The organism is Granulosicoccus antarcticus IMCC3135 (assembly GCF_002215215.1).
GTDB lineage: Bacteria > Pseudomonadota > Gammaproteobacteria > Granulosicoccales > Granulosicoccaceae > Granulosicoccus > Granulosicoccus antarcticus.
Genome location: NZ_CP018632.1, coordinates 6,811,325 through 6,836,321, shown reverse-complemented (window position 1 = coordinate 6,836,321; position 24,997 = coordinate 6,811,325). Strand labels below are relative to the sequence as shown.

General features: G+C 53.4%; 23 protein-coding genes. 18 read left to right on the top strand and 5 right to left on the bottom strand.

What is annotated here, in order from left to right:
• Window positions 1-2: 2 nt before the first annotated feature.
• Window positions 3-917, bottom strand: coding sequence for a LysR substrate-binding domain-containing protein (locus IMCC3135_RS29595; RefSeq protein ID WP_088920863.1), 915 nt, complete (start codon window positions 915-917; stop codon window positions 3-5).
• 126 nt (window positions 918-1,043) lie between these two features.
• On the opposite strand from IMCC3135_RS29595, the gene IMCC3135_RS29590 reads away from it, so the two are divergent.
• Together IMCC3135_RS29590 and IMCC3135_RS29585 are read left to right on the top strand one after the other, a co-directional pair.
• The gene (locus IMCC3135_RS29590; RefSeq protein WP_088920862.1) at window positions 1,044-1,922 is read left to right on the top strand and encodes a pirin family protein; all 879 of its coding nucleotides are present in this window, start codon (window positions 1,044-1,046) and stop codon (window positions 1,920-1,922) included.
• Window positions 1,923-1,971: 49 nt separating this feature from the next.
• A complete protein-coding gene (locus IMCC3135_RS29585; RefSeq protein WP_088920861.1) occupies window positions 1,972-2,907 on the top strand; it encodes a pirin family protein in 936 nt (311 codons plus the stop codon).
• 47 nt (window positions 2,908-2,954) lie between these two features.
• On the opposite strand, the gene IMCC3135_RS29580 is transcribed toward IMCC3135_RS29585, so the two are convergent.
• Window positions 2,955-4,079, bottom strand: coding sequence for a DNA alkylation repair protein (locus IMCC3135_RS29580; RefSeq protein ID WP_088920860.1), 1,125 nt, complete (start codon window positions 4,077-4,079; stop codon window positions 2,955-2,957).
• A gap of 79 nt (window positions 4,080-4,158) precedes the next feature.
• Between IMCC3135_RS29580 and IMCC3135_RS29575 the strand changes: the two genes are divergently transcribed.
• The 4 genes from IMCC3135_RS29575 (at window position 4,159) to IMCC3135_RS29560 (ending at window position 8,424) form a co-directional block, all read left to right on the top strand.
• Window positions 4,159-5,430, top strand: coding sequence for a cupin domain-containing protein (locus tag IMCC3135_RS29575; protein ID WP_157736358.1), 1,272 nt, complete (start codon window positions 4,159-4,161; stop codon window positions 5,428-5,430).
• 74 nt (window positions 5,431-5,504) lie between these two features.
• Complete coding sequence (locus IMCC3135_RS29570; protein ID WP_088920858.1) at window positions 5,505-5,783, top strand: hypothetical protein; 279 nt, start codon at window positions 5,505-5,507, stop codon at window positions 5,781-5,783.
• A 34-nt stretch (window positions 5,784-5,817) separates the two neighbouring features.
• Window positions 5,818-6,528, top strand: a complete 711-nt coding sequence (gene pncA, locus IMCC3135_RS29565; RefSeq protein WP_088920857.1) for a bifunctional nicotinamidase/pyrazinamidase — start codon at window positions 5,818-5,820, stop codon at window positions 6,526-6,528.
• 285 nt (window positions 6,529-6,813) lie between these two features.
• Window positions 6,814-8,424 carry an alkaline phosphatase gene (locus tag IMCC3135_RS29560; RefSeq protein ID WP_157736357.1) on the top strand — a complete coding sequence of 537 codons (1,611 nt, stop codon included), beginning with the start codon at window positions 6,814-6,816 and terminating at the stop codon, window positions 8,422-8,424.
• Here the strand turns inward: IMCC3135_RS29560 and IMCC3135_RS29555 are convergent.
• Both IMCC3135_RS29555 and IMCC3135_RS29550 read right to left on the bottom strand, forming a co-directional pair.
• Complete coding sequence (locus IMCC3135_RS29555; RefSeq protein ID WP_157736356.1) at window positions 8,408-9,346, bottom strand: CHASE domain-containing protein; 939 nt, start codon at window positions 9,344-9,346, stop codon at window positions 8,408-8,410. The two genes, IMCC3135_RS29560 and IMCC3135_RS29555, sit on opposite strands and share 17 nt — an antisense overlap.
• Window positions 9,347-9,716: 370 nt before the next feature.
• Window positions 9,717-10,715, bottom strand: coding sequence for a TAXI family TRAP transporter solute-binding subunit (locus IMCC3135_RS29550; RefSeq protein ID WP_157736355.1), 999 nt, complete (start codon window positions 10,713-10,715; stop codon window positions 9,717-9,719).
• Between the two features lie 266 nt (window positions 10,716-10,981).
• Between IMCC3135_RS29550 and IMCC3135_RS29545 the strand changes: the two genes are divergently transcribed.
• A complete protein-coding gene (locus tag IMCC3135_RS29545) occupies window positions 10,982-11,911 on the top strand; it encodes a hypothetical protein (protein WP_157736354.1) in 930 nt (309 codons plus the stop codon).
• Between the two features lie 93 nt (window positions 11,912-12,004).
• On the opposite strand, the gene IMCC3135_RS29540 is transcribed toward IMCC3135_RS29545, so the two are convergent.
• Entirely contained in the window at window positions 12,005-14,050 is a 2,046-nt protein-coding gene (locus IMCC3135_RS29540; RefSeq protein ID WP_088920852.1) for an NAD(+) synthase, read from the bottom strand.
• Between the two features lie 473 nt (window positions 14,051-14,523).
• Here IMCC3135_RS29540 and IMCC3135_RS29535 point away from each other — a divergent pair, with 473 nt between their 5' ends.
• From IMCC3135_RS29535 to IMCC3135_RS29485, 11 genes are all read left to right on the top strand, one after another.
• Window positions 14,524-15,387 (top strand): DUF2189 domain-containing protein, encoded by an 864-nt coding sequence (locus IMCC3135_RS29535; protein ID WP_157736353.1) that lies wholly within the window; start codon window positions 14,524-14,526, stop codon window positions 15,385-15,387.
• Window positions 15,388-15,597: a DUF2788 domain-containing protein gene (locus IMCC3135_RS29530; RefSeq protein WP_088920850.1), complete on the top strand. Its 210-nt coding sequence runs from the start codon at window positions 15,388-15,390 to the stop codon at window positions 15,595-15,597. It abuts the gene before it with no gap.
• 38 nt (window positions 15,598-15,635) lie between these two features.
• Entirely contained in the window at window positions 15,636-16,382 is a 747-nt protein-coding gene (locus IMCC3135_RS29525) for a sulfite exporter TauE/SafE family protein (protein WP_088920849.1), read from the top strand.
• A complete protein-coding gene (locus IMCC3135_RS29520) occupies window positions 16,379-18,979 on the top strand; it encodes a heavy metal translocating P-type ATPase (RefSeq protein WP_088920848.1) in 2,601 nt (866 codons plus the stop codon). The genes IMCC3135_RS29525 and IMCC3135_RS29520 overlap by 4 nt, the downstream gene beginning before the upstream one ends.
• Window positions 18,958-19,203 carry a cbb3-type cytochrome oxidase assembly protein CcoS gene (gene ccoS / locus IMCC3135_RS29515; protein ID WP_088920847.1) on the top strand — a complete coding sequence of 82 codons (246 nt, stop codon included), beginning with the start codon at window positions 18,958-18,960 and terminating at the stop codon, window positions 19,201-19,203. The genes IMCC3135_RS29520 and ccoS overlap by 22 nt, the downstream gene beginning before the upstream one ends.
• Before the next feature lie 300 nt (window positions 19,204-19,503).
• A complete protein-coding gene (gene ccoN, locus IMCC3135_RS29510; RefSeq protein WP_088920846.1) occupies window positions 19,504-21,021 on the top strand; it encodes a cytochrome-c oxidase, cbb3-type subunit I in 1,518 nt (505 codons plus the stop codon).
• 31 nt (window positions 21,022-21,052) lie between these two features.
• Complete coding sequence (ccoO, locus tag IMCC3135_RS29505; protein WP_205738195.1) at window positions 21,053-21,661, top strand: cytochrome-c oxidase, cbb3-type subunit II; 609 nt, start codon at window positions 21,053-21,055, stop codon at window positions 21,659-21,661.
• A gap of 14 nt (window positions 21,662-21,675) precedes the next feature.
• Entirely contained in the window at window positions 21,676-21,918 is a 243-nt protein-coding gene (locus tag IMCC3135_RS35670; RefSeq protein WP_418251413.1) for a cbb3-type cytochrome oxidase subunit 3, read from the top strand.
• Complete coding sequence (gene ccoP, locus IMCC3135_RS29495) at window positions 21,911-22,846, top strand: cytochrome-c oxidase, cbb3-type subunit III (RefSeq protein ID WP_088920845.1); 936 nt, start codon at window positions 21,911-21,913, stop codon at window positions 22,844-22,846. The genes IMCC3135_RS35670 and ccoP overlap by 8 nt, the downstream gene beginning before the upstream one ends.
• A gap of 66 nt (window positions 22,847-22,912) precedes the next feature.
• Window positions 22,913-24,325: a cytochrome c oxidase accessory protein CcoG gene (gene ccoG / locus IMCC3135_RS29490; RefSeq protein ID WP_088920844.1), complete on the top strand. Its 1,413-nt coding sequence runs from the start codon at window positions 22,913-22,915 to the stop codon at window positions 24,323-24,325.
• Window positions 24,326-24,338: 13 nt separating this feature from the next.
• The gene (locus IMCC3135_RS29485; protein WP_157736352.1) at window positions 24,339-24,959 is read left to right on the top strand and encodes a FixH family protein; all 621 of its coding nucleotides are present in this window, start codon (window positions 24,339-24,341) and stop codon (window positions 24,957-24,959) included.
• The last annotated feature ends 38 nt before the right edge of the window (window positions 24,960-24,997 follow it).

Genomic DNA, 24,997 nt, shown 5'->3' with positions numbered 1-24,997 from the left:
GCTCAGCCATTATCTGCAGCATCACGCCGTGCATACTCCATTACCAGAAAGTCGATCAGACTCCTGACTGATGGCAGCAACCCTCGTCGTGAGGGGAAGATCGCCTGAACCGATCCGGCGACCGGTCTCCAGTTTGGCAGTAGGTCTACAATGGTGCCTGCCTGCAAGGCATCTTCTGCCACCATGGCAGGCAATTGCACAACACCGACACCTTCAACGGCTGCATGCAGCAGCTGCGACATGTCATCGGTTACCAGTCGTGGTGAATGCCGGATACGCACTTGCGACTGGTTTGGACCATCCAGCTTCCATGCATGTTCACCTCCTGTCTGGTTCAGATCCAGGCTCGGCAACAAGGCAAGATCGGCAGGCTTGAGCGTCGCAGGCCCTTGATTGATCAAGCCGGGGCTTGCCACCATCCGCTGCTTGCTGTCGCCCAGTACCCGCAAGGTCAGGTCTGAGTTCTCAACGGGAGGGAAGCGCACACGCAAGGCAATATCAATGCTTTCGCCAATGACATCGACACGGCGTGATGTGGATTCCAGTTCTACCGTAACCAGAGGGTTGGCGGCCATGTAACGGGCAATCATGGGGCCCGCCTCGAAGCACAGCAGAGCTGGCGGGGCACTGACTCTGATCAGACCCTGTGGTCCTGAGCGTGAGCGGTCGATCACTTCCTGGGCAGCTTCGGCCTCCACCAGCATGGCGACACAGTGCCGGTAGTATTCCTGGCCGATATCCGTGATGGCCAGCCGACGGGTTGAGCGCTGAATAAGGCGAATGCCCAGTCGCTCTTCCAGGGCAATGATGCGACGGCTCAACCTGGACTTTGGTACCAGCAATGCCCGGGATGCTGCCGCGTAACTGCCATGTTCCACCACCTTGACGAAGTAGTAGAGATCGTTGAGATCATGCATGCTTCATTGTCCTGTATATGGAACGATCTGATGCAATATTGCCATCTAGTCAATGCATTGTCTCGTCAATATACTTGATGGCAAGCAATTGGTCGGAAACCACCGACTCATTCCAGGAGATAAGTCATGAGACAGATACTCGGCATACACAGCGCACCCGGACAGCATTGGGTGGGTGATGGTTTTCCTGTTCGCACCATGCTTTCGCACCATGATCAGGGGCAGCATATAAGCCCGTTCATCATGCTCGACTATGCGGGCCCGGCAAGCTTTGAACCGACAAGCGCTCGGCGCGGTGTTGGTGCGCATCCCCACAAAGGCTTCGAGACCGTCACTATCGTCTATCAAGGTGAAGTGGAGCACCGGGATTCGACAGGTGCTGGTGGGGTGATTGGTCCGGGCGATGTTCAGTGGATGACGGCTGGATCTGGCATTTTGCATGAGGAATATCATTCGCCAGCCTTTGCAGCCTCCGGCGGCAAATTCGAAATGGTGCAGTTGTGGGTCAACCTGTTGGCTAAGGACAAGTCGGCCAGCCCGGGATATCAGACGATTCTGAATGCACACATTCCGGAGGTAGAACTCCCGGACAACGCTGGTTCCGTGCGTGTGATTGCCGGTGAATTTCTCAATGGAAGGGGTCCGGCTCAGAGTTTCACGCCCATCAATATCTGGGATGTCAGATTGCATCGCGAAAAAAGGATAGAACTGGATGTTTCTGAAGGGCACACACTGTCAGTGCTGGTGCTGTCGGGAACTGTCAGTATCAATGGACAGGAGCTGGCCCGAGAGGCGCAGACCGTGCTGCTGAGTCGAGACGGTGGGCTAGTGAGCATTGAGGCGGAGGGTGAGGCTAAATTGTTGGTTCTCAGTGGTGAACCCATTGATGAGCCCGTTGTTGCGCATGGTCCGTTTGTCATGAATACGACAGAGGAAATCAGGGAGGCTGTCATGCAGTTCAACCGAGGTGCATTGGGCCAAATGCCGGTGGCAGACGCGGTTTAAGTCACGAAGAAGGGCGGCTTCGGCCAGATCAGTTAATCAGGAGAAAAACATGAGTTGGATACCAGGATTAGAACCAGGTTGCCCCGATGAGATCGGTATGGATTCGATCGAAACACTGATAGTTCCACGAGCTCGGGATCTGGGTAGTTTTGAAGTGCGACGGGCGTTACCCGCGCCTAAACGACAGATGGTTGGTCCTTTCATATTCTTTGATCAGGCGGGACCGGCTGAATTCATCACGGGTAAGGGGGTCGATGTGCGGCCACATCCGCATATCGGTCTGGCCACGGTTACCTATCTGTACCGGGGTGAGTTTCAGCACCGGGACAGTCTGGGTACCAACCAGATGATTTTGCCCGGTGCGGTCAACTGGATGGTGGCCGGTAATGGAGTGACGCATTCAGAACGCACTAGTGAAGAGACTCGCAAGGCGCCCCATAGCTTGTTTGGTATACAGACTTGGGTGGCCTTGCCGGAAGACAAGGAGGAGGAGGCGCCGAGTTTCGAACACCACGGTAAGGAGGTTCTGCCGATTATCGAAGATACCGGTGTGAGCATGAAATTGATTCTTGGTACGGCCTACGGGGAGAAGGCACCTGCCAGTGTTTTCTCCGAGATGTTCTATGGTGATGCCATCTTGCAGCCAGGTGCCTTGCTGCCAATGCCGGACGATCATGAGGATCGAGGAATCTATATCGTGGAAGGATCGGTATCCATTGCCGGCAAGGAATTCAGCGAAGCACAGATGATGGTGTTTCGTCCCGGCGATAAAATCACCATCGCTGCTGGTGCGCGAGGCGCGCGCGTGATTATTCTGGGCGGGGAGACGCTGAACGGGCCACGCTATGTCTGGTGGAACTTTGTATCCTCCAGTAAAGAGAGAATCGAGGAGGCGAAAGAGCAATGGCGTCGAGCAGAGTGGGGTGCCGGACAGTTCGATCTGCCGCCAGACGATCGTTCAGAATTCATTCCATTGCCAGACTGAGGCGCGTTTGACAATCTACCGAGCGTTGCTGTTGCTCTGAGCAGCAGTTAAGCACAGGCAAGTTCAAAATCAGTTTTGGGTGTATCCACCCCGTTGATACGCAGGTGCACCGCATGAGTGCCGGGGTAGTGCCGACGGGTGGTCACTTCCCTGAACTTGTGAGTGCGACTGAAATTCATTTGAGCACCCGCTTCAAGGCGGATCACACTTCCCTTGAAGACGCGCTGGCTGGATGAACCATTGGCTTTGAGCATGTGCAGGACATAGTCAATGGACAATGCTTGCGGCTTGTTGCTCTGCGATTCAATGAGCACCGAGATTGTCAGACTTTCACCCATTGAAACTCTCTCGCTCGACAGATTGACTGGCGTAATGTCAGCCTTGGCCGGGGGGAAGCCAAACAGCCCCAGCGTCTCTTGATGGCCCTGCTTGATCAAGGTACGGCAAGCATGCCGGAGTAGTTTTTCTCGTTCCGAACTTGTATTTTCATACCACCGCCTGGCAATATCGACAACCAGTTCAGGGTGATCCTTGGCGACATCATTCAAATGATTGGCCACTGAACGTCTGACGTATTCCGTTGGATCATCACGCAAGGCCTCAAGCAGTGAAAATGTGGGTCTGGGATCCTTGACCAGAGAAGGCAGCCGCATGCCCCAGGGGAGTCGTGGACGTGTGCCTTCCGAAACCAGGCGACGCACATCTTCATTGTCATCTTCGACCCAGCTACTCATGATTGCCAGAGCCCGCTGCTGATCAGCAATCAGAAAATAGCGAATGGCGAATTCTGCCGTGCTGCGTTGGGTCATTTCGCGCAGCAAGATCATGCCGCCTTCGAAGTCATCCAGACCGTGTTGGCCGACGATCAGGGACAAAGGCCAGATGCCCCAGCCAGCGATGCCCTGGGTATCGGATGAGCGGTTGAAGCCGATGCCGACCACCGGGTGCAGCATGCCAAGTAAGGCGGCATGCCGCTCGACACTGTGGTCGGGGAGTTCCTCAAACAGCGCGTCGGCTATCGACTGGACACGCTCTTTCAGTTCCAGTTCCTGCAGAGTTTCAAGAACAGTGCGGCTGAATCGATTGGCTGATTTTCTGTCGCTGCATTGGGCGAGTTGATCCGCTATCAGTGCTACCAGTTCGGCACTGATCAAGTTCTTGAAGGGTTCCATTCGGCGACTCGGTTCATGAGGGAGTTGGCGTCGGTTCGTGGCGGTTGCTATCCTGACTCAAAGTGAGGATGAGAAAAACATGCACACGAGCGGTGAAGAATTATCGGTGATTCTAGGCCCGATTCAAGAGGCTGAGTTTTTTAATGATTACTGGGAGCAGGCCCCGCTACATGTGAGCAGGGCGGATCCAGGTCACTTTAGTTCGTTATTATCATTGCAGAAGATCGAAACCCTGCTGTCATCCCAGGCTCTGTACTTTCCATCGGTTCAGCTAGTACGTCTGCATGATCCTGTTGTAACTTCTACCTATACCGACGATGCAAGACGCATCATTCCACACCGGCTGGTGGAATATCATCGCAACGGTGCCACCATCGTGCTGTCGCAAGCGCACGAGAAGATTGCCAGTCTTGCAGATTTTCGACGCTCTGTGCAGACGGCCCTGCAGTTACGTTGTCAGACCAATGTCTACCTGTCGCCGCCAGGCAAGCAGGGCTTCAACGCACACTATGATTCGCACGATGTTTTCATTCTTCAGGTCGCAGGCTCCAAGACTTTCAATTTCTATGGTGGAGGTGTTGAATTACCCTATTCGCACGATGGCTTTGAGGCTTCCCGTCACGTTTGCGGAGAACTGCAAGAGTCCATTTTGCTTGAGGCTGGCGATACCCTGTATATTCCCCGCGGCGTGATGCACGATGCGGTGGCGAGTGAAGCCTCATCGTTGCATATAACGCTTGGCGTATATGCGGTTACATGGCGAGATGTCTTGCTGGAGATGGTGCAGCAATTGACGCAGCAGGATGCCCGATACCGGCAAAGCGTGCCTGGGAGCTGGTTGCGGCAGAATGAGTTGATCGATTCATCTACGCCATTGTCGCAAACTGAGGAGCTGAGTCCGGTGTTCAGCCCATTGCATCTGCAGCAAGCCTTGTCGAGTCTGGCTGATACAGCCGCTATTGACTCGTCCGCTGATTGTCGTGGCATGTTGAGCTCCCTGTTGTCTGATTCGATCACTCAGGAGCCGGGTGTTGCACAGACAGACAATCCTGCCTCAGGGCTTTGTCTGTCAGCAAATATCAAGGTGAAGCATTCACTGCTTATCAGCAAGGAGCGTTCGGGCACTACTTTGCGTTGTCGAACTCACGGACAGGTGCTGGAGTTCAGTGAGCCATCGGCTTCTGCCGTAGAGTGGCTGTTAGGTGTGGGGCAGTGTGTGGTGTCATCATTGCCCGGCTTGGACGATGAGCAGAAGCTGGCTGTCTGTCAACGCCTTCTGTACGCCAATATTCTGAAGCTTCCGGAGCTTTCTATAGATGAAGCGTCGAGTCAAGAGTCTGCTGCGCCTTAATTGGGTGTCTGGCATTGACCGCACAATAAAGTCTGAGTTATGGTGTTTTCAAAGTCCCCTGAAAGGAACTGACCATGTCCAGCAAGCAGCCGGAATCCATAGTGGTGCTGGACAAGTCCAGTCGTCGACAGTTTATGCGCAGCGGTAGTAGTGTTTTGCTGGCGGGGGCTGCAATTGCCTTCAGTGGTTCAACACTGGCAACCGATTGCGATCAGGGCGGCTCAAAAAGCAGCTCCTCCGACTCGGACGAGGGTGGCCAGGCAGATCGTAAAGATTGCGAGAGCCCCAATATCGTCTCGCAACATCAGCCTGAACGAAAAGCAGCTGTCATCGTCAGGAAAGTGAAAGCCTAAAATGCACAGTAACGATAAATCTCAATAGAATCATATGAATCGACGCAGTTTTTTACAGCTGGCGGGTATGAGTGCGCTGACTCTGAGTTCGAGCGCAAGAGCCCTGGCTGCTGCATCAGTAACTCCCGGAGCAGATGCCGTGTTACTGGTCATCGATGTGCAGAATTGTTTTCTGCCAGGTGGAACACTGGCGGTCGACAATGGCGATCAGATTATTCCGGTGATCAACTCATTGGGTGCCAAGTTTCAGAACGTGGTCTTTACACAGGATTGGCATACGCCGGAACACGCATCTTTTGCATCAACTCACCCAGGCAAGTCAGCCTTTGAAACCATTGAAATGCCCTATGGCACTCAGGTGTTGTGGCCGGATCATTGTGTTCAGGGCACGCAGGATGCTCAGCTATCAGATGCTCTGGATATTCCCCATGCCCAATTGATCATGCGCAAGGGTTATCACAACGAGGTAGATAGCTATTCAGGTTTCATGGAAGCCGATGGCACTACCAAAACAGGTCTGACGGGATACCTGCAGGAACGCGGTCTCAGCAAGGTTTACGTCTGTGGTCTGGCAACTGATTTCTGCGTCAGCTGGTCGGCACAGGACGCAGCCTCGACCGGAATGGTTGTTTCTGTGATCGAGGATGCCTGCAGAGGGATTGATCTGAATGGCTCTGTGGATGCTGCCTGGAAGGCGATGTCGGAAGCGGGCGTCAGCCGAATACAATCCGCTGATATAGCCTGATCCTCAGTAGTCAGTTGGTAGGGCGCAAGAGTGACAGGTTTGTACTTCGATAGTCTGCTCTGCTGCTTTCAGTACAAGTGACGTGAATCTGCCGCCATTGACAGCGTACTGATAAGGGCTCGAATTGAGCCTTTGAAAAAATCGCACGAAACACTGATACGAAAACATCAGGAAATGATGCAAGTGAGCATCACTAATAATGACTTACGACTATGTCTGTGTCGTGCTAGCCTGAAAAGGTACGCAAGTACAATAAAAATATCTCAAGGACACAGGAAGAGGAAAATGATTACTAAAGTACTGACTTCCATTTGTACTGCGACGTTGCTGGTCAGTTGCGCAACGGTAGAGGAAGCTACCCAAAAGGCAATGGAGCCCATTGTCGGGAGCAAGATAAAGAATGTCATCGTCATGATTGGAGATGGTATGGGACCTCAGCAGGTAGGCCTGTTGGATTCCTATATTCGCTATGCACCCAACCCGGTTTTGAAGTCCTCTGCTTTCGAGCGTTTGGCAGAAGAGGGTGTTATTGGTATCTCTCGTACCGAATCTCATGATGTGCTGGTCGTTGATTCTGCTGCATCGGCAACGCAGTTTGCCAGTGGCAAGTTGGCTGGTTCAGAAATGATTGGTACCGATTACGAAGGTAACCGGGCTGAGTCAATGCTGGAGCTGGCACAGACCAAGGGTAAAGCTGTCGGTATCGTGTCAGACACGCGGCTGACACATGCGACTCCAGCGGCTTATGCCTCTCATCAGCAGCACCGTAGTCTGGAAAACGAAATTGCAGCAGAGATGCTGGAGACCGGTGCTGACGTGATGCTCAGCGGTGGCATTCGACACTGGCTGCCACAAGGCGTTAATGAGGAAGGCAGTGCCATTCGACAGCAATTGGAAGCCCAGACAGGTGGCACTATCCGATTAACCTCCAAGCGTAAGGATGATCGCAATTTGCTGGATGAAGCAGCGCAAGCTGGTTACGATCTGTCTTTCAATCGAACCGATCTGGCAGCCAGTACCGGCGATAAGGTATTGGGTCTCTATGCCTATTCGGGCATGCTGGATGGTATTGCAAATACCAAAGCTCTGAGCGATGCGAGTCGCGTTCAGCCAACGCTGACGGAAATGACAGACAAGGCTTTGTCAGTGCTTGAAAAGGATGAAGATGGTTTTTTCCTGATGGTAGAAGGCGGGCAGATTGACTGGGCCGCACACAACAACGATGCGGGCACCGTACTGCATGAGATGATCAAGTTCTCGGATGCCATCGATTCGGTACTGGAGTGGATGGAAGGGCGTGATGACACACTTCTGGTGGTGTCAGCAGACCATGAAACCGGTGGCTTTGGATTTGCCTATTCACGTAACGACTTGCCTGAAGGTCAGCCTCTGGATGGCGATGTGTTCAACGGCGACGAGTACAAGCCAAACTGGAACTTCGGACAGGTGGAAACTCTGGATCGTATGTTCAGCCAGAAGCTCTCCTACGACGGCATCTTCAGTGAGTTCGATGGTCTGGATGAGAGCGAGCAAACAGCTGAAAACCTGCGTGCCATCGTTAATGAGAACACCAGCTTCCCCATTAGTCTGGCAGATGCAGAACGGGTGCTGGAGACCGAAGAGAACGAGTTCTACGTGGCAGATCACGGCACGCTCAGTGCAGAGCGCTTCCCTGTGATGCATGAGCGCAAGGCGTTCTATGTATATAGCACGGGCGTTCGAAAGAACATCCTGGCAGCTGTTGTGGCCAATCAATCCAATGTGGTCTGGGCCAGTGATAACCACAGTAGTACGCCGGTATACCTGTTTTCCAAGGGGCCGGGCGACAGCACTGATGCTTTCAAGGGCATTCTGCGCACAAACGAGTGGGCACAGGAGATCATGAGCGTTCTGTAGTCGCGTATTGCTTGTTTGAACGTGTACGGTGGGGGACCTGTGTTCCCTGCCGTTGCAGGAAGTACCGGGTAGCGCCTGCCAGTAGTAATGAGAGTAGTAATGTCATAGCCAGTTCAAAGGCTGCAGAACTGGCTCCTACTGCGGTTTGATTTCCAATTGTTAGAGTCCACTTGTCGTTGGGAACCCATATCTCTATCTTGTCTGACCAGGCATTGTTCAATGTGCCGTTCTCTGCAAAGTAGATAATCGAATCCTTTTTGTTTTCAATACGGCTGAAGTGATAACCGTAGCCTTTGCCGGCCAGTGAATCCAGAGTGTCAGAGGCGAGCAGATTATCGAGCGTGATCAGCGCTGATACGAACCCCCAGAACGGTGGTCGCTCACTCGGTTTGTTCAGACTGACATTCTGAATGGGATTTTTCCACAGATAAACAGGTTGTCGTGCAATAACAGCGACTCCGCCCTGCACCAGGTGTATGGGGCCAGCGAGCGTTATATTGCCACTTTCAACTGCGGTGAACGCATCCGCGTTGACCCGCTTGTCTCTCAGAATATTGTGCCCCAGTGCCTCCACATTAGCCGCCAGAGGATGAATTCGTCTGACTACGCCGTTGGGAGCCAGTTGCAGGTTGCTGATAGCTGGCATTCTGTTGAGAATGCCTTGAGCCAGAGTTTCAAAATTCTGCAGATGGCCACGCGTACGCACGACCTCGTGTGCCAGCAGTTCTGTGGATGTCAGGGTTTGTACAAGATGGCGTTCAATTTGTGAGCGTACATCTGCCAGTAGCTGCTGGCGCTCCAATTGGCTTTCGTTGACGCGGATAGTCTGGTTTAAATCGATGAACTTGAACCCGAATCCCAGAGCGACTGCAAATACAACTATTGGTAACAAGTATTGAGCTATTGTTCGTTCAGTGGACATGGTGTTTTCCATCACAATTTAAGCAAGTGCAACAGTCCTAGATCGAATGCGTTAATGAAAAACGAATAGATTCTGTCAATGCGTATTGTTGTTAACGGTAGTCCTGAGGCAGACATGTAGAGTGATGTAATTCCGCTCGGTGCTTTGAAGGTTACATTTTTAGCGACTGAAGTGCTAAATTCTGACGGAACGGGAGTTAGGGATCGTGAAACAATTAATTATCATTTTCAGTCGTCCCTGCATCCTGCCCTGCCGCGTTGTTCGGCGGTTGAATGGCCAGCTATTCGCCCTTCTCACGCCTTGCCGGACAGGCGGACTGGGCGTCCCCCAGGACCAACTGAAAACTGATACTTAATTATTTCACGATCCCTTAGTGCAAATTATCAGGCAACTCGACCCCGATTTCTTGGTAATAGCGCAATGCGCCAGGATGGAAGGGTGTGCTCACCTCATCCAGTAGAGCAGGTGTGATGCCTGACCAAGTCGTGGACTTGCCGACTAGAGCGTTCTGGTTTTCCCAGAATGCCTTGACTAGCTGATAGGCCATGTCATCGCTCACGTGTGCGTTGGCATAGGCAAACATTCTTAAAGAGCCTGTTACGACCTGCTCAGACTGACCGGCGAAGGTATCCGCAGGAATCTCAATCGGTGTGAGGTGTAGTGCCTTGATATGCTCGTCGCTCAGCGACAATATTCTGATGCCAATGTCCTCCAGACTCTGCAGAGCGTTGCTCAGATCCTCGGCCTGACCGAGACGCTTGAAGATAAAGCCGTCGATACGTTCGTCACGCAGATCGGCTACTGTCTCCGGTAACGAGCTCTCGCTCAGCAAAAGTGCGTGTGATTTCAGTTTGGCGCTGCGCAGAAAATGTGTGTACGTGATGAGCTCCGCTTTGTTTTCGAACACGAGCCAGGCGACATCCAGTTCAGGCAGATCATCAAGACGAGTTAACCCGCTAAGATCACTGACCACCACATACGTGATCAGAGCAGGAATCGGGAACAGAGCCGTGATGCCGTCAATACGTGCTACCGGCTCTTTTTCAACCGTCATGTTGTCATCGCCTCCTAACTTCGTAATCGTCAATTTGCCTTCGCTGGCTAACTTTACAGAGTTGGCTGGGGACTGGAACACAACGGCGCCGGCTTGGTCTTTGAGGCCTCTCAACGCCATGTGAAAGCCTAGTGGCGTCGCGTTAATGATCTGCAGCTCACTGCTGGTCGCTGCGCCAAGCACCTCGTGTAACTGAAGATTGACTTGGCGGTACCACGCGCCACCGTTTGCCGCGATCAGTGTTAGTTGCGAGTCGTTATTGACAGCAGCTTTAGTAGCACAGGCGGTCTGCAGTAAGAGCAATGTGAGCAGCACGGTAACCAACCGGAGGTCAGTAAAGTGTGCGCCCCTGAATCCTTTCAAATTATTGCGAACGTGCAAATTGCTATCCTCGTCAGAGTGTCTATTGAGTGTGGTCATCGGTACTGTATTTTTGCACTTTCACAGTCATCGTACAGCGTCGATGGTGGATGAGCGTTGTAAGTAATGGTCCTGTCTGAAAGTAGGTTTGACAGTTGCGACCGGTTCTTACATTATCGTGATTTACATCACAATTTCATGGAATGGAAGGGGCGCTGACTTTGAAATATCTATCGCTTGTATTTGTCATGTTCGTCGCGGCTTGTAGTGGAAGTGATAACGAAGGCGCACAGCCATTGAACGATCCGACTGACCAACAGACAGCCACACCCGACCCAACACCGGATCCCACACCGGATCCTGAGCAATCTGCAGCGGTGATTACACCGGACAATTACGTCGATATCGTTGCCAATGTTTTTGGCATCTTTTCAGGCAAGCTTTACGGCGATAAAATTCTCACAGCACCAGACTATTCTGATCCAACCTATGATGGCTGGCCGGAGGTGAACCCTGAAACGACTGAATTGATCACTCAACGTGCGGACACCGTCTGCAGTAATGGAGGGACACTGGTTGTCATACCTGAAACCCAGGGCTATCACACAGATAACTTGCTGACTTGGCATTTTGACTTTGATAACTGCCAGGATGGGATCGTGATGTTTGATGGGCAGGTATCGACTGCAATCTATGAGGCCATATACATCACCTTCACTGATTTCGAACGTGATGATCAAACTGAAGTTATTCGAGCTTCAGGAGACTTCGGCGGCCGTAGTGACAGGTTCTGGACCACCACCAATTTTGATTTCAGTCGTGAAGGCAGTGACGCTTCTCTGGTTATCGAGGACTCGGATACTGACTTCTGGCGTGATTCTGCGCTCACCGGAGACTTCTCGGTACAAGCTGACTGGACAGGGGGTGAACGAATGACAGTTCATGTCCCCACTGATCTGACCCCCGCCAACGGTGCAGGCGAAATGGAGCTTAGCTTTGAATCGGGCAACGTGCTGACCATGAACGGGGCTACAGGGGATGTGGACACGGTTGAAGTCACGATAACCGCTGATGGAACTACGAGCACCATTATACAATCATGGTCCTTGTGGTCCGATAGCTTGATATTCGATTCAGTATCAGGACGCTAAGGGATAGGTGTCACGCTGAGCGGGCCTATTCTGGTGGCTGCTTGGTTGGAGGTTAATGACCCTCATTTCTGAGGGTCATCTCGCTTTTATACTTTAGTACAAAGGCCGCCCACCTGAGTCCTTGGCGACAGTCGGGCTGGCATGCCAATTGGCAATATCTTCCAGCCAGGTGTCAGGCTTGGCATCGGAAGGCATGCGCCAGTCACCTCTGGGCGACAAGGCTACATTGCCCACCTTTGGTCCATCGGCAGTGCAAGAGCGTTTGAACTGATGTGTGAAAAAACGCTTGATGAAAACGCTGAGCCATTTCTTCAGGGTCTCGTCATTGTATTGTGATTCGTTGAAGGCGACGCGTGCCAGATCAAGAATGCGTGACGGTCGGGCACCATGTCGGACAAAGTGATAGAGAAAGAAATCGTGCAGTTCGTAAGGCCCGATTTTCTCTTCGGTGAGTTGCGATATCTGACCTTCGGCGCTGGCCGGCAGCAGTTCCGGGGAAATAGGCGTGTCCAGAATGGCAAACAAGGTTGTTCGCAAGCTCTCACTGTCGCTCCAGGTGCTGGCCCGTTCATTGGCCACCCAGCGTATGACGAACTGGATGAGTGTCTTGGGTACACCCGCATTCACATCGTACATGGCAATATGATCGCCAGCATAGGTAGACCATCCCAAGGCTTTCTCTGACAGGTCGCCTGTGCCAACCACCAGGCCACCGTTCTGGTTAGCCATGGTCATCAGCAACAAGGTGCGTAGTCGTGCCTGGACGTTCTCGAGAGTGACATCGCCCAATTCAGGATGAGTGCGCAGCTGTTCGATAAGCTGTTCAACCGTATCCACATTCTGTGTGGCAGGGTGCTTGATAGCTTCAAGTACCGTACGGCTGGCATCGGAAATGCTCACCTGACTGAAGCTGGCACCCAGGGCGTGGGATAGTGCTTCGGCGTTGTCACGAGTGCCATCGCTGGTACCGAAGCCTGGCAAGGTGACGCACAGCAGATCGGTGCGCGGCTGGCCTCGCAGATCGAGAGCGGCTGCGGCCACCAGAGCTGCGTGGCTGGAGTCCAGGCCTCCGGAAACACCGAGCACCAGTTTGGGTTTGCCGATAGCCGCCATGCGGGTGGCTAGTGCATTACTCTGAATCTCGAACATCTCCCAGCAGCGATTGGCCAGAGTGGCCGGGTCGCGTGGCAGGAAAGGTGTGCGTGATACATGTCTGACCATGCCTTGAGGCACCGTGGACTTGAAGTCAATGGTTCGCATCGGGCGCTGGTTTTCACGGGCACAGTCACCAAAGGTTCCCGTGGAACGTCGTTCGAAGGCCAGTAGTTCCAGATCGATATCCTGCACGATGAGCTGCCCGGTACGCTGGAAGCGATGTGATTCCACCAGCACGTTGCCATTTTCACAAATGAAGGCATCGGCGTCGAAGCTGACATCGGTGGATGATTCTCCCGGACCTGCTGCAACATAGACATAAGCGCATTTGCCACGATCGGATGTTGATCGTGCCAGCAGGCGTCGCAGTTCGGCTTTGCCGATCGTGAAATTCGAAGCGGACAGGTTACAGATGACGCTAGCCCCAGCCGAGACCTGAAAGCTGCTGGGTGGCACTTGTACCCAGTTGTCTTCACAGACCTCCACACCGAGCATCAACTCGGGCAGGGAGCTGTTGAATAACAGGTCGAGTCCGAAAGGTGCCTTGTGTTTGCCCACCGTGATGGTGGCGCCTGGTGGCAAGTCAAAACCGGAGCGGAACCAGCGTGCTTCTTCAAATTCACGATAGTTCGGCAGGTAGGCCTTGGGGACCACCCCCAGCAGTTTGCCGTGATGGATCAGGGCGGCGCAGTTGTACAAACCATGGTTGAAGCGCAAGGGCAATCCCACGATGGCAACAGGTTCGAAGGATTCGCCGGCTTCGATCAGTTGCGACAAGGAGTCTTCGCAGGCGTCCAGTAGCGTGGTGTTCATACAGAGATCGCGGATGCTGTAGCCACTGAGGCCCAGTTCCGGAAACACGACAACGTTGGCGCAACCCATATCGGCTTCACGCCACAGTGTCAGAGTGCGCTCACGATTTGCAGTGACATCGGCAACGGCAGCAGCAGGTATGGCGGCAGCAATTCGGGCATATCCTTTCATGTGCAAATTTTAAGGTGGGTTGAAAGAAAGCGTCCTTTGACAATCGTCAAGACGCGGGCGATAGGCTTAGGGATCGTGAAACAATTAATTATCATTTTCAGTCGTCCCTGCATCCTGCCCTGCCGCGTTGTTCGGCGGTTGAATAGCCAGCTATTCGCCCTTCTCACGCCTTGCCGGACAGGCGCAGGACCAACTGAAAACTGATACTTAATTATTTCACGATCCCTTACGCCATGTTAGCCTCTGATTCATCAATGTATGCAAGAGAATTAGTCAAAGCAGTTACGGATTGTAAGTCTGTTGTCAGGCCTTGCTGTAACCGGCACGATAAGAGGCTATATTGGTAACGCTGTATATCGACTGATCATCGTGATGCATCTCGTTGATCATGGTCAACATGTGGGCGATTGGTTTGCGCTATGTTAGCGTCTGGGCCACCGTTACAGGTTATTGCGTACAGCGCGGGAGTAGGCATGACAAATACCACCGACAATTCAACTGGATCCCGACCGAGCGCTGGCTCGCCTGAGGCCGGAGGCACAGCACCCGTAGAGGCAAGCTCTACTGTGGGTGAGGAATTGCCACCGCCAATGCCGGCCATCAGACGTCTGGAGGCCAGGGCGCCATTGAGCTGGTTGCAACGTGGCTGGCAGGATATGGTGGCTACACGCTTCAAGGGTTGCCTCTATGGCCTGGTATTCGTGCTGATGGGTTATGCCATCGTCTGGGTCTATGCCACCAAGTGGCAACTGACCATGGGGCTGATTGGCGGATTCTTCCTGATGGGGCCTTTCCTGTGTACTGGAATCTACGATTTGTCACGTCAGCAGGAAAAATTCGGCAAGGCGAGTCTGACCAAATCATTGACTTGCTGGTCGAGAAACCTCTCAGGGCTGGCATTTTTTGCCATCATTCTGACCTTCGCCATGATCGTCTGGGCGCGAGTTTCCCTGATACTCTTTGCTTTGAGTTCTACGACCAGCTTCCCGACCGTCCAGGGTGTGCTATCGATGATTTTTTCCTTTCAGAATCCGCAGTTCCTGGTGCTGTGGGTGGGAGTTGGCTTTATTTTCGCCTCGATCGTCTTCGCCCTCAGTGTTATATCCGCGCCGATGATGCTTGATCGCACATCCGATACGTTCATGGCGCTGTTCAGCAGTGTGCGCAGTCTGCAGGCCAATCCTCGCCCCCTGTATTTCTGGGCTTTACTGGTTGTAGTCATCATTGGTCTGAGTCTGGCTGCAGGTTTCCTCCCGTTGCTGATTACAGCGCCTCTCATTGGTCACGCCACATGGCATGCCTATCGTGATCTAGTCGAACCTGAGTCTGCTAATTAGGTGTTTGGTTTTACAGAACAACAGATTTCATCATTCGGGCTGACCTTTGGTGTTGGCGGCTTCATGCTGTACATGTTGTTCATCGTCTGGAATCTGGCGAAAGAATCGAAGGCTGGCAAGGTGGGCACCTTGGTTCTTTTCTTTGTACTGGGTTTTGGCATGTTGGGGTTTATTGCCAAGAGTATTATTCAGCGCATTTTGGATATCTGAATCTGGTGACGTGCGTTCCTGGTACCTGATCTGCAACCATGACCTATCCTGATATTTCTCTGCTTGCCGTATTCCTGACAGGGCTGCTGGGCGGTGTGCACTGTGCGGGTATGTGTGGTGGCATTGTCAGTGCGCTGGGCATGATGAATCAAAAGCCTGTGTCGCGCGCGTTGAACATTCCCGTGAAGGTCGAGGGTGGCAAAACGCCAGAGGGTCCTGTTCGCTCCGCTTTTTCAGCCGTGGCCGCCTATAACCTGGGTCGTATACTGACCTATTCCCTGTTGGGTGCGCTGGCGGGAGGTGTGGGTTCCGTTGCATGGTTAATGCAGTCGATGCTGCCGATTCAACAGACAGCCTTCTTTCTCAGTAATCTGTTGGTGGTGCTGATGGGTTTGTACGTTATTGGCTTCAAGCGAATAGGGGCCATGGCGGAGTCTTGGGGCAAGCATCTTTGGCAGCATATCCGGCCTGTCGCCACGGCTCGCCTGACGGGTTTGGGGTTTGTGAATTCAGTGCTGGCTGGTTCTCTGTGGGGGCTTGTGCCTTGTGGGATGGTCTACGCAGCTCTCAGCGCGGCACTGGTATCGGGTGGCTGGTACCAGGGGGCACTATTGATGCTGGCCTTTGGTCTCGGTACCTTGCCCAACCTGATGTTGCTGGGCTTGTCCGGCCAATGGCTGGGCAGGATCAGTCGGAACCGCTGGGTGCGTTTACTGGCAGGTAGTCTGATCATCCTGCTGGGCCTGAGAGGGTTCATGCACTGGAGCATGATGATCGCCGCATGAGATGCTACCACTGTACAGAAGAGGTGCTGGAGCCCGGATGCTGGCAAGTCGACTTTGACGGCGCCTCGCATGATCTTTGCTGTGCTGGCTGCGAGGCGGTCATGCAAGCCATCGTGGAGTCGGGCCTGGGCGACTATTACCGCTTCCGCACTGAACCTGCCCAATTTGGTGTTATCCCGGACAAACTTGCCGCCAGACTGGATGAAGTGGGAGTATTTGACGAGCCCGAAATCAGTGAGCGTTATCTGCAGCCAGTGAGTTCAGATGACCCTGCTCGTAGCAGCGAACTGGTGGATGTGAATTTGTCGGTTGAGGGCATGCGTTGTGGCGCCTGCGTGTGGGTACTGGAGCGCTCGATTGCGGCTTTGCCAGGAGTTGAGCGCAGTAGTGTCAATTTTTCCAGTGGACGTGCCAGTGTCCGTTTTGATATCGCGCGTCTGAAGCTGTCCGATATCTTGCGACGGGTGGCGCAGATGGGTTATAGCTGCGCACCCTTTGATGCCCGCGAGCGCGAGCTGGCACTCAAGCGCGAATCTCGTGTGCATTTGCAGCGCCTGTTTGTGGCAGGTATTGCCACCATGCAAGTCATGATGTATGCATTGCCAGCTTATCTGAGTGGGGATGGCGACATTGATCCGAGCCACGAGAGTCTGATGCGCTGGGCGAGTCTGGTGCTGACGACCCCCGTATTGCTCTACAGTGCCGTGCCTTTTTTGAAGGGCGCCTGGCTGGATCTGAAACGGCGTGAGCCGGGTATGGATGTGCCGGTGAGTATCGGCATACTGGCCGCTTTTTTTTCGAGCGTCTGGGCGACAGTCACCGGCACTGGAGAGATCTATTTTGACTCGGTGGCCATGTTCGTATTTCTGTTGTCTGGTGCGCGCTATCTTGAATGGGCGGCGCGGCGACGTGCGATGCGGGCGGTGGATGACATCAGTGCTGCGGCACCTGAAACCGCACAACGTCTTGTTGGTGATGAGCTCGAAACGGTACCGGCAGCGCGACTCGACGTGGATGATCTTGTTCTGATCAATACCGGTGAACGTGTGCCTGTGGATAGTGTTGTGCAGGCCGGCCATAGCGACGTCAATAATGCCCTGGTGACCGGTGAATCGGTGCCCGTGCCGATCGGGCCGGGGGATGTGCTGGCCGGAGGTTCTTTGTTGACGGGTGCGCCTGTACAAGTGCGTGTTCTGCGACGGCAGGCGGCCAGTACCTTGTCGGTCATAGATCGGTTGATTGATCGCGGTGCCACTGAGAAACCCAGGGCCGTTCGTATTGCTGATCGCATTGCAACCGTTTTTGTTACCGCTTTGCTGGTGTTTGCCGCGATGGTGTGGCTAGTCTGGATGCAGCTGGATGCAACACGAGCAGCAACAACGGCTATTGCCGTACTGGTCGTGTCCTGTCCTTGTGCCTTGTCACTGGCGACACCAGCGGCGCTGGCTGCAGCCACCGGTGATCTGTTACGTAGCCGTTTGCTGATCACCCGCGGCCACGCTCTGGAAACTCTGGCCCGAGTGACAGATGTCGTGTTCGACAAGACCGGCACGCTGACCACCGGCGCTCCCACTGTCAGTGGTATTCAGCTGGCTCAGGGATGGGAGCGTAGTCAGGTTTTGCAGTTGGCTACAGCTCTGGAAATGGGCTCCACACATCCCTACGCGCATGCCTTGCGACAGGCGTCCAGCGTAGAACCGACAGGTGCTGACGCTATTGCCGAGCTGGTACACCTGGGGTATGTCGCTGTCGATCTGGAACATTGTGCAGGCCATGGTCTGGCGGCCAGTATCGAACCGACCGATAGCGCAAGATTTGCCTTCTATGTGGGGTCTGCCAACTGGTGTGGCGTGACGCCAGAGACTGCGCACTCATGGCAGGCCGCCGATGACGAGCAGGCACGAGCTGCCAGTGAGGTCTTTCTGGCACAACGTTCGCTGATGGAATCAGGTGGGGGGCTTGAGCCTGGAGCGCCGGTCGTACTGGCACGTTTTCTCATCAGTGATTCGTTGCGTGATGAAGCCTTGTCTTTGGTCAGGGGCTTGATTCAAGATGGGTTGACGGTTCATCTATTGTCCGGTGATCGGCTGCCTGCGGTACAAGTCGCAGCTCAGTCACTGGGTATTGCTCAATACACGGCAGGTGTTACACCGACTGAAAAACAGGCTTATGTCGCTAAGTTGCAAGCTGGTGGCGCGACTGTTTTGATGGTGGGTGATGGCATCAATGATGCCCCGGTGCTGGCGAGTGCCGATGTCTCTCTGGCCGCGGGTGAGGCGACAGCGCTGGCACGCACCGCCGCTGATGTCATTTCTCTACTACCCGGGCTTGAGGGATTGGAGCCGTTGCTTGCCAAGTCTGTCCAGACCATGAAAATCGTACGTCAGAATCTGGCATGGGCAGCCATTTACAATGTCACGGCCATTCCGCTAGCGGCCTTGGGTTATGTGCCACCTTGGGCTGCCGCCATTGGTATGGCGGCCAGCTCGCTGCTGGTCGTCAGTAACGCTCAACGATTATGGTCGCGTCCCGGATCTGTGCCGGTCGATTCTGTTCGTCAACCGAGGTCCCGCCTGTGGAATCGCTATATCTTCTGATACCACTGTCGGTCATGGCGGTGGTGGTGGCTGTTCTGGTCTTTTTCTGGATGAACAAGAGCGGCCAGTTCGACGATGACCAAGGGCCTGCATGGAGCATATTGCTTGATGATGACCGGCCCGTCCAGGCTAAGAACAGTACTGAGAAGAAGGCAGAGAAATTGAACGAGACGGGTGACAAGATAGGGGTAAGCGAGAATGAGACGCCTCCTGAAAGTCACTGATCATCACGCAGGTTCAGGTACTGGCAGCGGTTAGAGGTTGAGGGTTTCGCTGCTTGTGACGATTGTTGTTCACAGGTGTTTCTCCTGCTTTATCAGTCAGCTGGCAGCTCTATCCTCCTCGGCTTGACCTATGTCAAGAAGTTGCCGTGTTCTATTGCGTAACATCTGCAGATCGACAGGCGCTATGTCGATACGTATTTTCGCCTGCAGAAAATGCATCTTTCAGTTGTACTAAGGACTGGACGTTGCTGTAATGCCATATAGATTTCACGCCGAGGGTTGCGATTGATGAGTACTACCATGAACGAGACGGCGGGGTTGGCAGCTGCTGAGCACGACGACTTGCAGGTTGAGAGTAAAGACACCTACAACTACAAAGTGGTTCGGCAGTTTGCCGTGATGACTGTTGTGTGGGGCGTTGTCGGCATGCTGGTTGGTGTCATCATTGCAGCCCAGTTGACATGGCCTGAGTTCAATCTGGGTATCTCCTGGTTCAGTTTTGGTCGTCTGCGACCTTTGCATACCAATGCCGTGATCTTTGCCTTCGGCGGAAGCGCGCTGTTTGCCACCGGTTATTACGTCGTGCAGCGAACTTGTCAGGCTCGACTCTGGGGCGGGTGGCTGGTGCCATTTACTTTCTGGGGCTGGCAGACAGTCATCGTGCTGGCGGCCATCACGCTGCCAATGGGTATTACTCAGTCCAAGGAATATGCTGAACTGGAATGGCCCATCGATATCCTGATTGCAGTGGTCTGGATTGCGTTTGCGCTGGTGTTCTTCGGCACAATAGTGAAGCGCAAGACTCCTCATATCTATGTGGCCAACTGGTTCTACGGTGCCTATATTCTGACGGTTGCCATACTGCATATTGTCAACAGCGCTGCCGTTCCCGTCACGCTTGGAAAGTCCTACTCTGCCTACGCTGGTGTACAGGATGCCATGATCCAGTGGTGGTACGGTCATAACGCCGTGGGCTTCTTTCTGACTGCCGGATTCCTCGGCATGATGTACTACTTCATTCCCAAGCAGGCAGGGCGCCCGATCTACTCTTATCGCTTGTCCATCGTGCATTTCTGGGGATTGATTTTCACGTACATGTGGGCCGGTCCGCACCATTTGCATTACACCGCTTTGCCAGACTGGACTCAGTCCGTGGGTATGGTGTTTTCACTGATCCTGCTGGCACCCAGCTGGGGTGGCATGATCAACGGCATCATGACCTTGTCAGGTGCCTGGCACAAACTGCGTACCGATCCCATCCTGAAGTTTCTGATCGTCTCGCTGTCGTTCTATGGCATGTCGACGTTCGAAGGTCCGATGATGGCCATCAAGACAGTCAACGCGCTGTCTCACTACACTGACTGGACCATTGGCCATGTGCATTCCGGTGCGCTCGGTTGGGTCGGCATGATCACCATGGGTTCAATCTACTACCTCATTCCGCGCCTGTTTGGTCGTAATCAGATGTACAGCGTCAAACTGATTGAAGTGCATTTCTGGGTCTCGACTCTGGGTATCGTTCTGTACATCGCCTCTATGTGGATTGCAGGTGTCATGCAGGGCCTGATGTGGCGTGCAACCAACCCCGATGGAACGCTTGTCTATGCTTTCATCGAAGCGGTCAAAGCAACCCATCCGTACTTCATGATGCGATTTTTCGGTGGTTTGCTGTATCTCAGCGGTATGTTGCTGATGCTGTTCAACATGATCATGACCATTCGTCAGGGCAAGAACGCGGTTGCAGCCATTCCTGCTGTCAATCATGGACATGCAGGTGGTGGTAAGGCCCCGGCAGTCGCTTCAGCAGCGCATTCCTGATCAGGCAAGCGATAGAGATTACAAGATGAAATTGACACACGAGCTGATCGAGAAAAACATCGGTCTGATGGCTATTCTGATCGTATTAGTCGTATCGGTAGGAGGACTGGTGGAGATCGTGCCATTGTTCTACCAGAAGTCCACGACTGAACCGGTTGCAGGGCTTGAGCCCTACGATGCCTTGCAACTGACCGGACGCGATGTCTATGTGCGTGAAGGCTGCTACAACTGCCACTCGCAGATGATTCGTCCCTTTCGTGCCGAGACAGAACGGTATGGACCTTACTCGGTGGCCGGTGAATTCGTTTACGACCGACCGTTCCAGTGGGGCAGCAAACGCACGGGGCCAGACCTGCATCGTGTAGGTGGACGTTATACCGATGAATGGCACCGTGTTCACATGAATAACCCTCGTGATCTGGTGCCTGAATCAGTCATGCCGGCTTACCCTTGGCTCGCAAAGTCTCCATTGGATCCAGAAGGTGTCACGAAGAAGATGAACGTGCTGCGCATGTTGGGCCATCCTTATACCGATGAACAGATAGCTGCAGGTCCGAGCATGCTGGAAGGCAAGAATGAGCTTGATGCTCTGATCGCCTATCTGCAAGTGATGGGTACTGCCGGCAATGGGGTGCAGTAGTGGAAATCATGGACATGAGGGTGGTAATCACCGTCGTCAGCTTTGTCGTATTTCTATTGATCGTATGGTGGGCTTACAGCGGACGTCAGAAACAACGTTTTGATGAAGCGGCCAATCTGCCGTTTGCTGACGATGACATGCAAGAGCGAACTGTCGAAGAACAGCTGGCTGAAAACAGAAGGAATTCATCCAGCATCAAATCCGCCGACCAGTCAGCGGCCCGTGCAACAGCAGAACAGGAGGTGCGGCATGTCTGATTTTGTAAGTAGTTTCTGGAGTCACTATGTATCCGCTATAACCATCATTTCCATTCTTGCCTGCTTTCTGCTGGCATGGGTGACATCCCGGGCGAAAGTGCCACCTGCAGTTGATGGCGTGGTCGAGTCCACCGGACATGTATGGGATGAAAATCTGCGTGAGCTGAACAATCCCTTGCCTCGCTGGTGGTTGTATCTGTTCTACATCACGTGTGTTTTCGGGGTTGGCTACCTGATTCTGTATCCGGGACTGGGTACGTTCAAAGGCACACTGAATTGGACGCAAAACGGGCAGTACGATGACGAAGTGGCCAAGATGGATGAGGTGACGGCGCCGTTGTTTGCCGGCTATATGGCTCAGGATATTGCAGAAGTGGCAAAAGATCCCGAGGCACAAGCCATGGGGGAACGTCTGTTTCTGACCTATTGCAGTCAGTGTCATGGTTCCGATGCGCGCGGCAGTCGCTCGTTTCCCAATCTGTCCGACAATGACTGGCTGGGAGCCGGTGATCCGGAATACATCAAGCACACGGTACTTAACGGTCGTAACGCGGTGATGCCGGCAATGGCTGCGGCCATCGGTAATACACCCGCTGATGTGGAAGCGATGGCCAACTATGTACTGTCATTATCCGACAGCCGGCATGATGCCATCCTGGCGGCGAAAGCCAAGCCTAAATTTGCTGTTTGTGCAGCTTGTCATGGCGCAGATGGGAAAGGTGTCGCGGCGGTAGGTGCTCCCAATCTGACGGATGACACCTGGCTGTATGGCGGTTCACGCAAATCGATTGAAGATGCGATCAGTAATGGTTTTAACAATCGCATGCCATCTTTCGGAAATCTACTGGATGAGGGCAAGGCGCATGTACTGGCAGCCTATATCTGGAGCTTGTCAAATTCTGATGAGAGCACAACACAAACCAACTAGTTTGTGACCCCTGTGATGGCTGCGCGTGCCACCGCGTAGCCATCCACTAAACTGAACGGTCAACCAATGTCTACATCTACTTCGCCCGGCAGCAAGCGACAAGAGCAATTGCTGCTGGAAGTGAGCCGCAAGGTGTACATGCGCTCTGTGACAGGTCTTTTTGCCAAGTGGCGTTGGATTTTTGTCTGGTTGACGCAGGTGCTGTTCTACGGTCTGCCATGGTTGTCATGGAACGACCGTCAGGCTGTCTTGTTTGATCTGGCTGCCCGCAAGTTCCATATTTTCGGGCTCATCCTGTACCCACAGGATTTCATTTATCTGGCAGCCCTTCTCATTATCTCGGCAATGTCGCTGTTTCTGTTTACGGCGGTTGCTGGTCGGGTGTGGTGTGGTTTTGCCTGCCCGCAAACGGTTTATACCGAAATATTCATGTGGATAGAGCGCAAGATCGAAGGCGATCGTGCCCGTCGCATGAAACTGGATGCCTCGGCTTTTTCGGCGCACAAGCTGCGCTTGAAAATTGCCAAACACGGTGCCTGGATCGCCTTCGCTCTATGGACAGGAATCACCTTCGTTGGTTATTTCACACCTATACGCGACATGCTGGGGCAATTTGTCACTTTGTCACTGGGTTCCTGGCAGATGTTCTGGATCGTGTTTTACGGTTTTGCCACTTACGGTAACGCTGGCTTTCTGCGCGAGCAGGTGTGCAAGTACATGTGCCCCTATGCACGTTTTCAGGGCGTCATGTTCGACAACGATACCTGGGTTATCACCTACGATCCTGGCCGTGGCGAGCCGCGCGGTGCGCGCTCTAAAAAATCCAGCGTCGAAGGGCGTGGTGACTGTGTGGATTGCAGCCTGTGTGTGCAGGTGTGTCCTACCGGCATCGATATTCGAGATGGCCAGCAGTACGAATGCATTGGCTGTGCAGCTTGTATCGATGCCTGTGATCAGGTCATGGAAAAAGTAGGCAGTCCCAAAGGTTTGATCCGCTATGACACGCTCAATGGTATGGAAAACGGCTGGACGCGTGCCCAGTTGTGGCGGCGCGTCTTTCGACCTCGGATACTCATTTACAGTGTGATTCTGCTGACAGTGACCGGAGTGCTGATTGGACACATCGCTACCCGTGTGCCGGTCATGCTGGATGTCATGCGTGACCGTGGGGCGTTGTCCAGAGAGGTCAAGAACGGCGTGATCGAAAATGTCTACCGTCTCAATCTCATCAACAGTGCCGAGTTTGATCGCACATTCAAGGTGTCTGTCACAGGCCTGCCAACATTGCATATAGATACGGTCGATACGATTGAGGTAGCTTCTGCCTCCAACCGTACGATTGCGTTACGTGTGCGTGCTGAACCGGATGCGGGTGATGCGGGCAGTAATCTGATCATGATCGCTGTCGAGGCGGTTGATGACAGCTCCGTTGTTCAAACCTCCAAGACTTCCTTTTTTCTACCAGAAATGTTTGAGTAGATTTTTTTTAACCATGAGCACTGCCATCAATACTCCAATCGATGATTCGGACCGCCAGACCAAGCCGTGGTATCGCTACGGCTGGCCATGGTTTCTGATCAGCTTCCCTCTGATCTCCGTGTTACTGGGCATCATGATGGTGTACCTGGCACTGACTACCAATAATTCACTGGTGGTCGATGACTATTACGCGGAAGGCAAGGGTATCAATCAGCGCATCGAGCGTGATCGATCGGCCTCATTGCTGGGGCTGGCGGCAACAGTGACCCGTACCGAGGAAGGGTTGGTACTGGATCTGTCGCGCAAGATGCCTGCATTGCCCGAGCAGTTGTCGGCTGAGGCGATGACCATGGAGGCTGGTTTCCACTGGCCAACCGCGATGCAAATGCGGTGGGTCCATGTTACACAGGCTGAGCGTGATGGTGAGGTGGTGCTGCAATCCATTGGTGGCGATAGATTCCTGGCAGCAGGCGTGAGCTTGCCGGAAAAAGGAAAATTTCGCATACACTTGCAACCCATCGACAATGCTCCCTGGCGATTGGTCAGTCAGCTGATCGAAGTAGGAGACCGCGCGAACTTATCCATGGCGGCGAAGCTGCCGGAAGAAGTTTTTAATCATTCTGAGTTCAAGTAGACTCGCATTTGTTGTTTCGACCCGTCGGAGTGTTCTGC

What these genes read in the sequence shown, in the direction of transcription:
- IMCC3135_RS29595 (WP_088920863.1), bottom strand. Translation starts at nt 917, where the DNA reads ATGCATGATCTCAACGATCTCTACTACTTCGTCAAGGTGGTGGAACAT.
- IMCC3135_RS29590 (WP_088920862.1), top strand. Translation starts at nt 1,044, where the DNA reads ATGAGACAGATACTCGGCATACACAGCGCACCCGGACAGCATTGGGTG.
- IMCC3135_RS29585 (WP_088920861.1), top strand. Translation starts at nt 1,972, where the DNA reads ATGAGTTGGATACCAGGATTAGAACCAGGTTGCCCCGATGAGATCGGT.
- IMCC3135_RS29580 (WP_088920860.1), bottom strand. Translation starts at nt 4,079, where the DNA reads ATGGAACCCTTCAAGAACTTGATCAGTGCCGAACTGGTAGCACTGATA.
- IMCC3135_RS29575 (WP_157736358.1), top strand. Translation starts at nt 4,159, where the DNA reads ATGCACACGAGCGGTGAAGAATTATCGGTGATTCTAGGCCCGATTCAA.
- IMCC3135_RS29570 (WP_088920858.1), top strand. Translation starts at nt 5,505, where the DNA reads ATGTCCAGCAAGCAGCCGGAATCCATAGTGGTGCTGGACAAGTCCAGT.
- pncA (WP_088920857.1), top strand. Translation starts at nt 5,818, where the DNA reads ATGAATCGACGCAGTTTTTTACAGCTGGCGGGTATGAGTGCGCTGACT.
- IMCC3135_RS29560 (WP_157736357.1), top strand. Translation starts at nt 6,814, where the DNA reads ATGATTACTAAAGTACTGACTTCCATTTGTACTGCGACGTTGCTGGTC.
- IMCC3135_RS29555 (WP_157736356.1), bottom strand. Translation starts at nt 9,346, where the DNA reads ATGTCCACTGAACGAACAATAGCTCAATACTTGTTACCAATAGTTGTA.
- IMCC3135_RS29540 (WP_088920852.1), bottom strand. Translation starts at nt 14,050, where the DNA reads ATGAAAGGATATGCCCGAATTGCTGCCGCCATACCTGCTGCTGCCGTT.
- IMCC3135_RS29535 (WP_157736353.1), top strand. Translation starts at nt 14,524, where the DNA reads ATGACAAATACCACCGACAATTCAACTGGATCCCGACCGAGCGCTGGC.
- IMCC3135_RS29525 (WP_088920849.1), top strand. Translation starts at nt 15,636, where the DNA reads ATGACCTATCCTGATATTTCTCTGCTTGCCGTATTCCTGACAGGGCTG.
- IMCC3135_RS29520 (WP_088920848.1), top strand. Translation starts at nt 16,379, where the DNA reads ATGAGATGCTACCACTGTACAGAAGAGGTGCTGGAGCCCGGATGCTGG.
- ccoN (WP_088920846.1), top strand. Translation starts at nt 19,504, where the DNA reads ATGAACGAGACGGCGGGGTTGGCAGCTGCTGAGCACGACGACTTGCAG.
- IMCC3135_RS35670 (WP_418251413.1), top strand. Translation starts at nt 21,676, where the DNA reads ATGAGGGTGGTAATCACCGTCGTCAGCTTTGTCGTATTTCTATTGATC.
- ccoP (WP_088920845.1), top strand. Translation starts at nt 21,911, where the DNA reads ATGTCTGATTTTGTAAGTAGTTTCTGGAGTCACTATGTATCCGCTATA.
- ccoG (WP_088920844.1), top strand. Translation starts at nt 22,913, where the DNA reads ATGTCTACATCTACTTCGCCCGGCAGCAAGCGACAAGAGCAATTGCTG.
- IMCC3135_RS29485 (WP_157736352.1), top strand. Translation starts at nt 24,339, where the DNA reads ATGAGCACTGCCATCAATACTCCAATCGATGATTCGGACCGCCAGACC.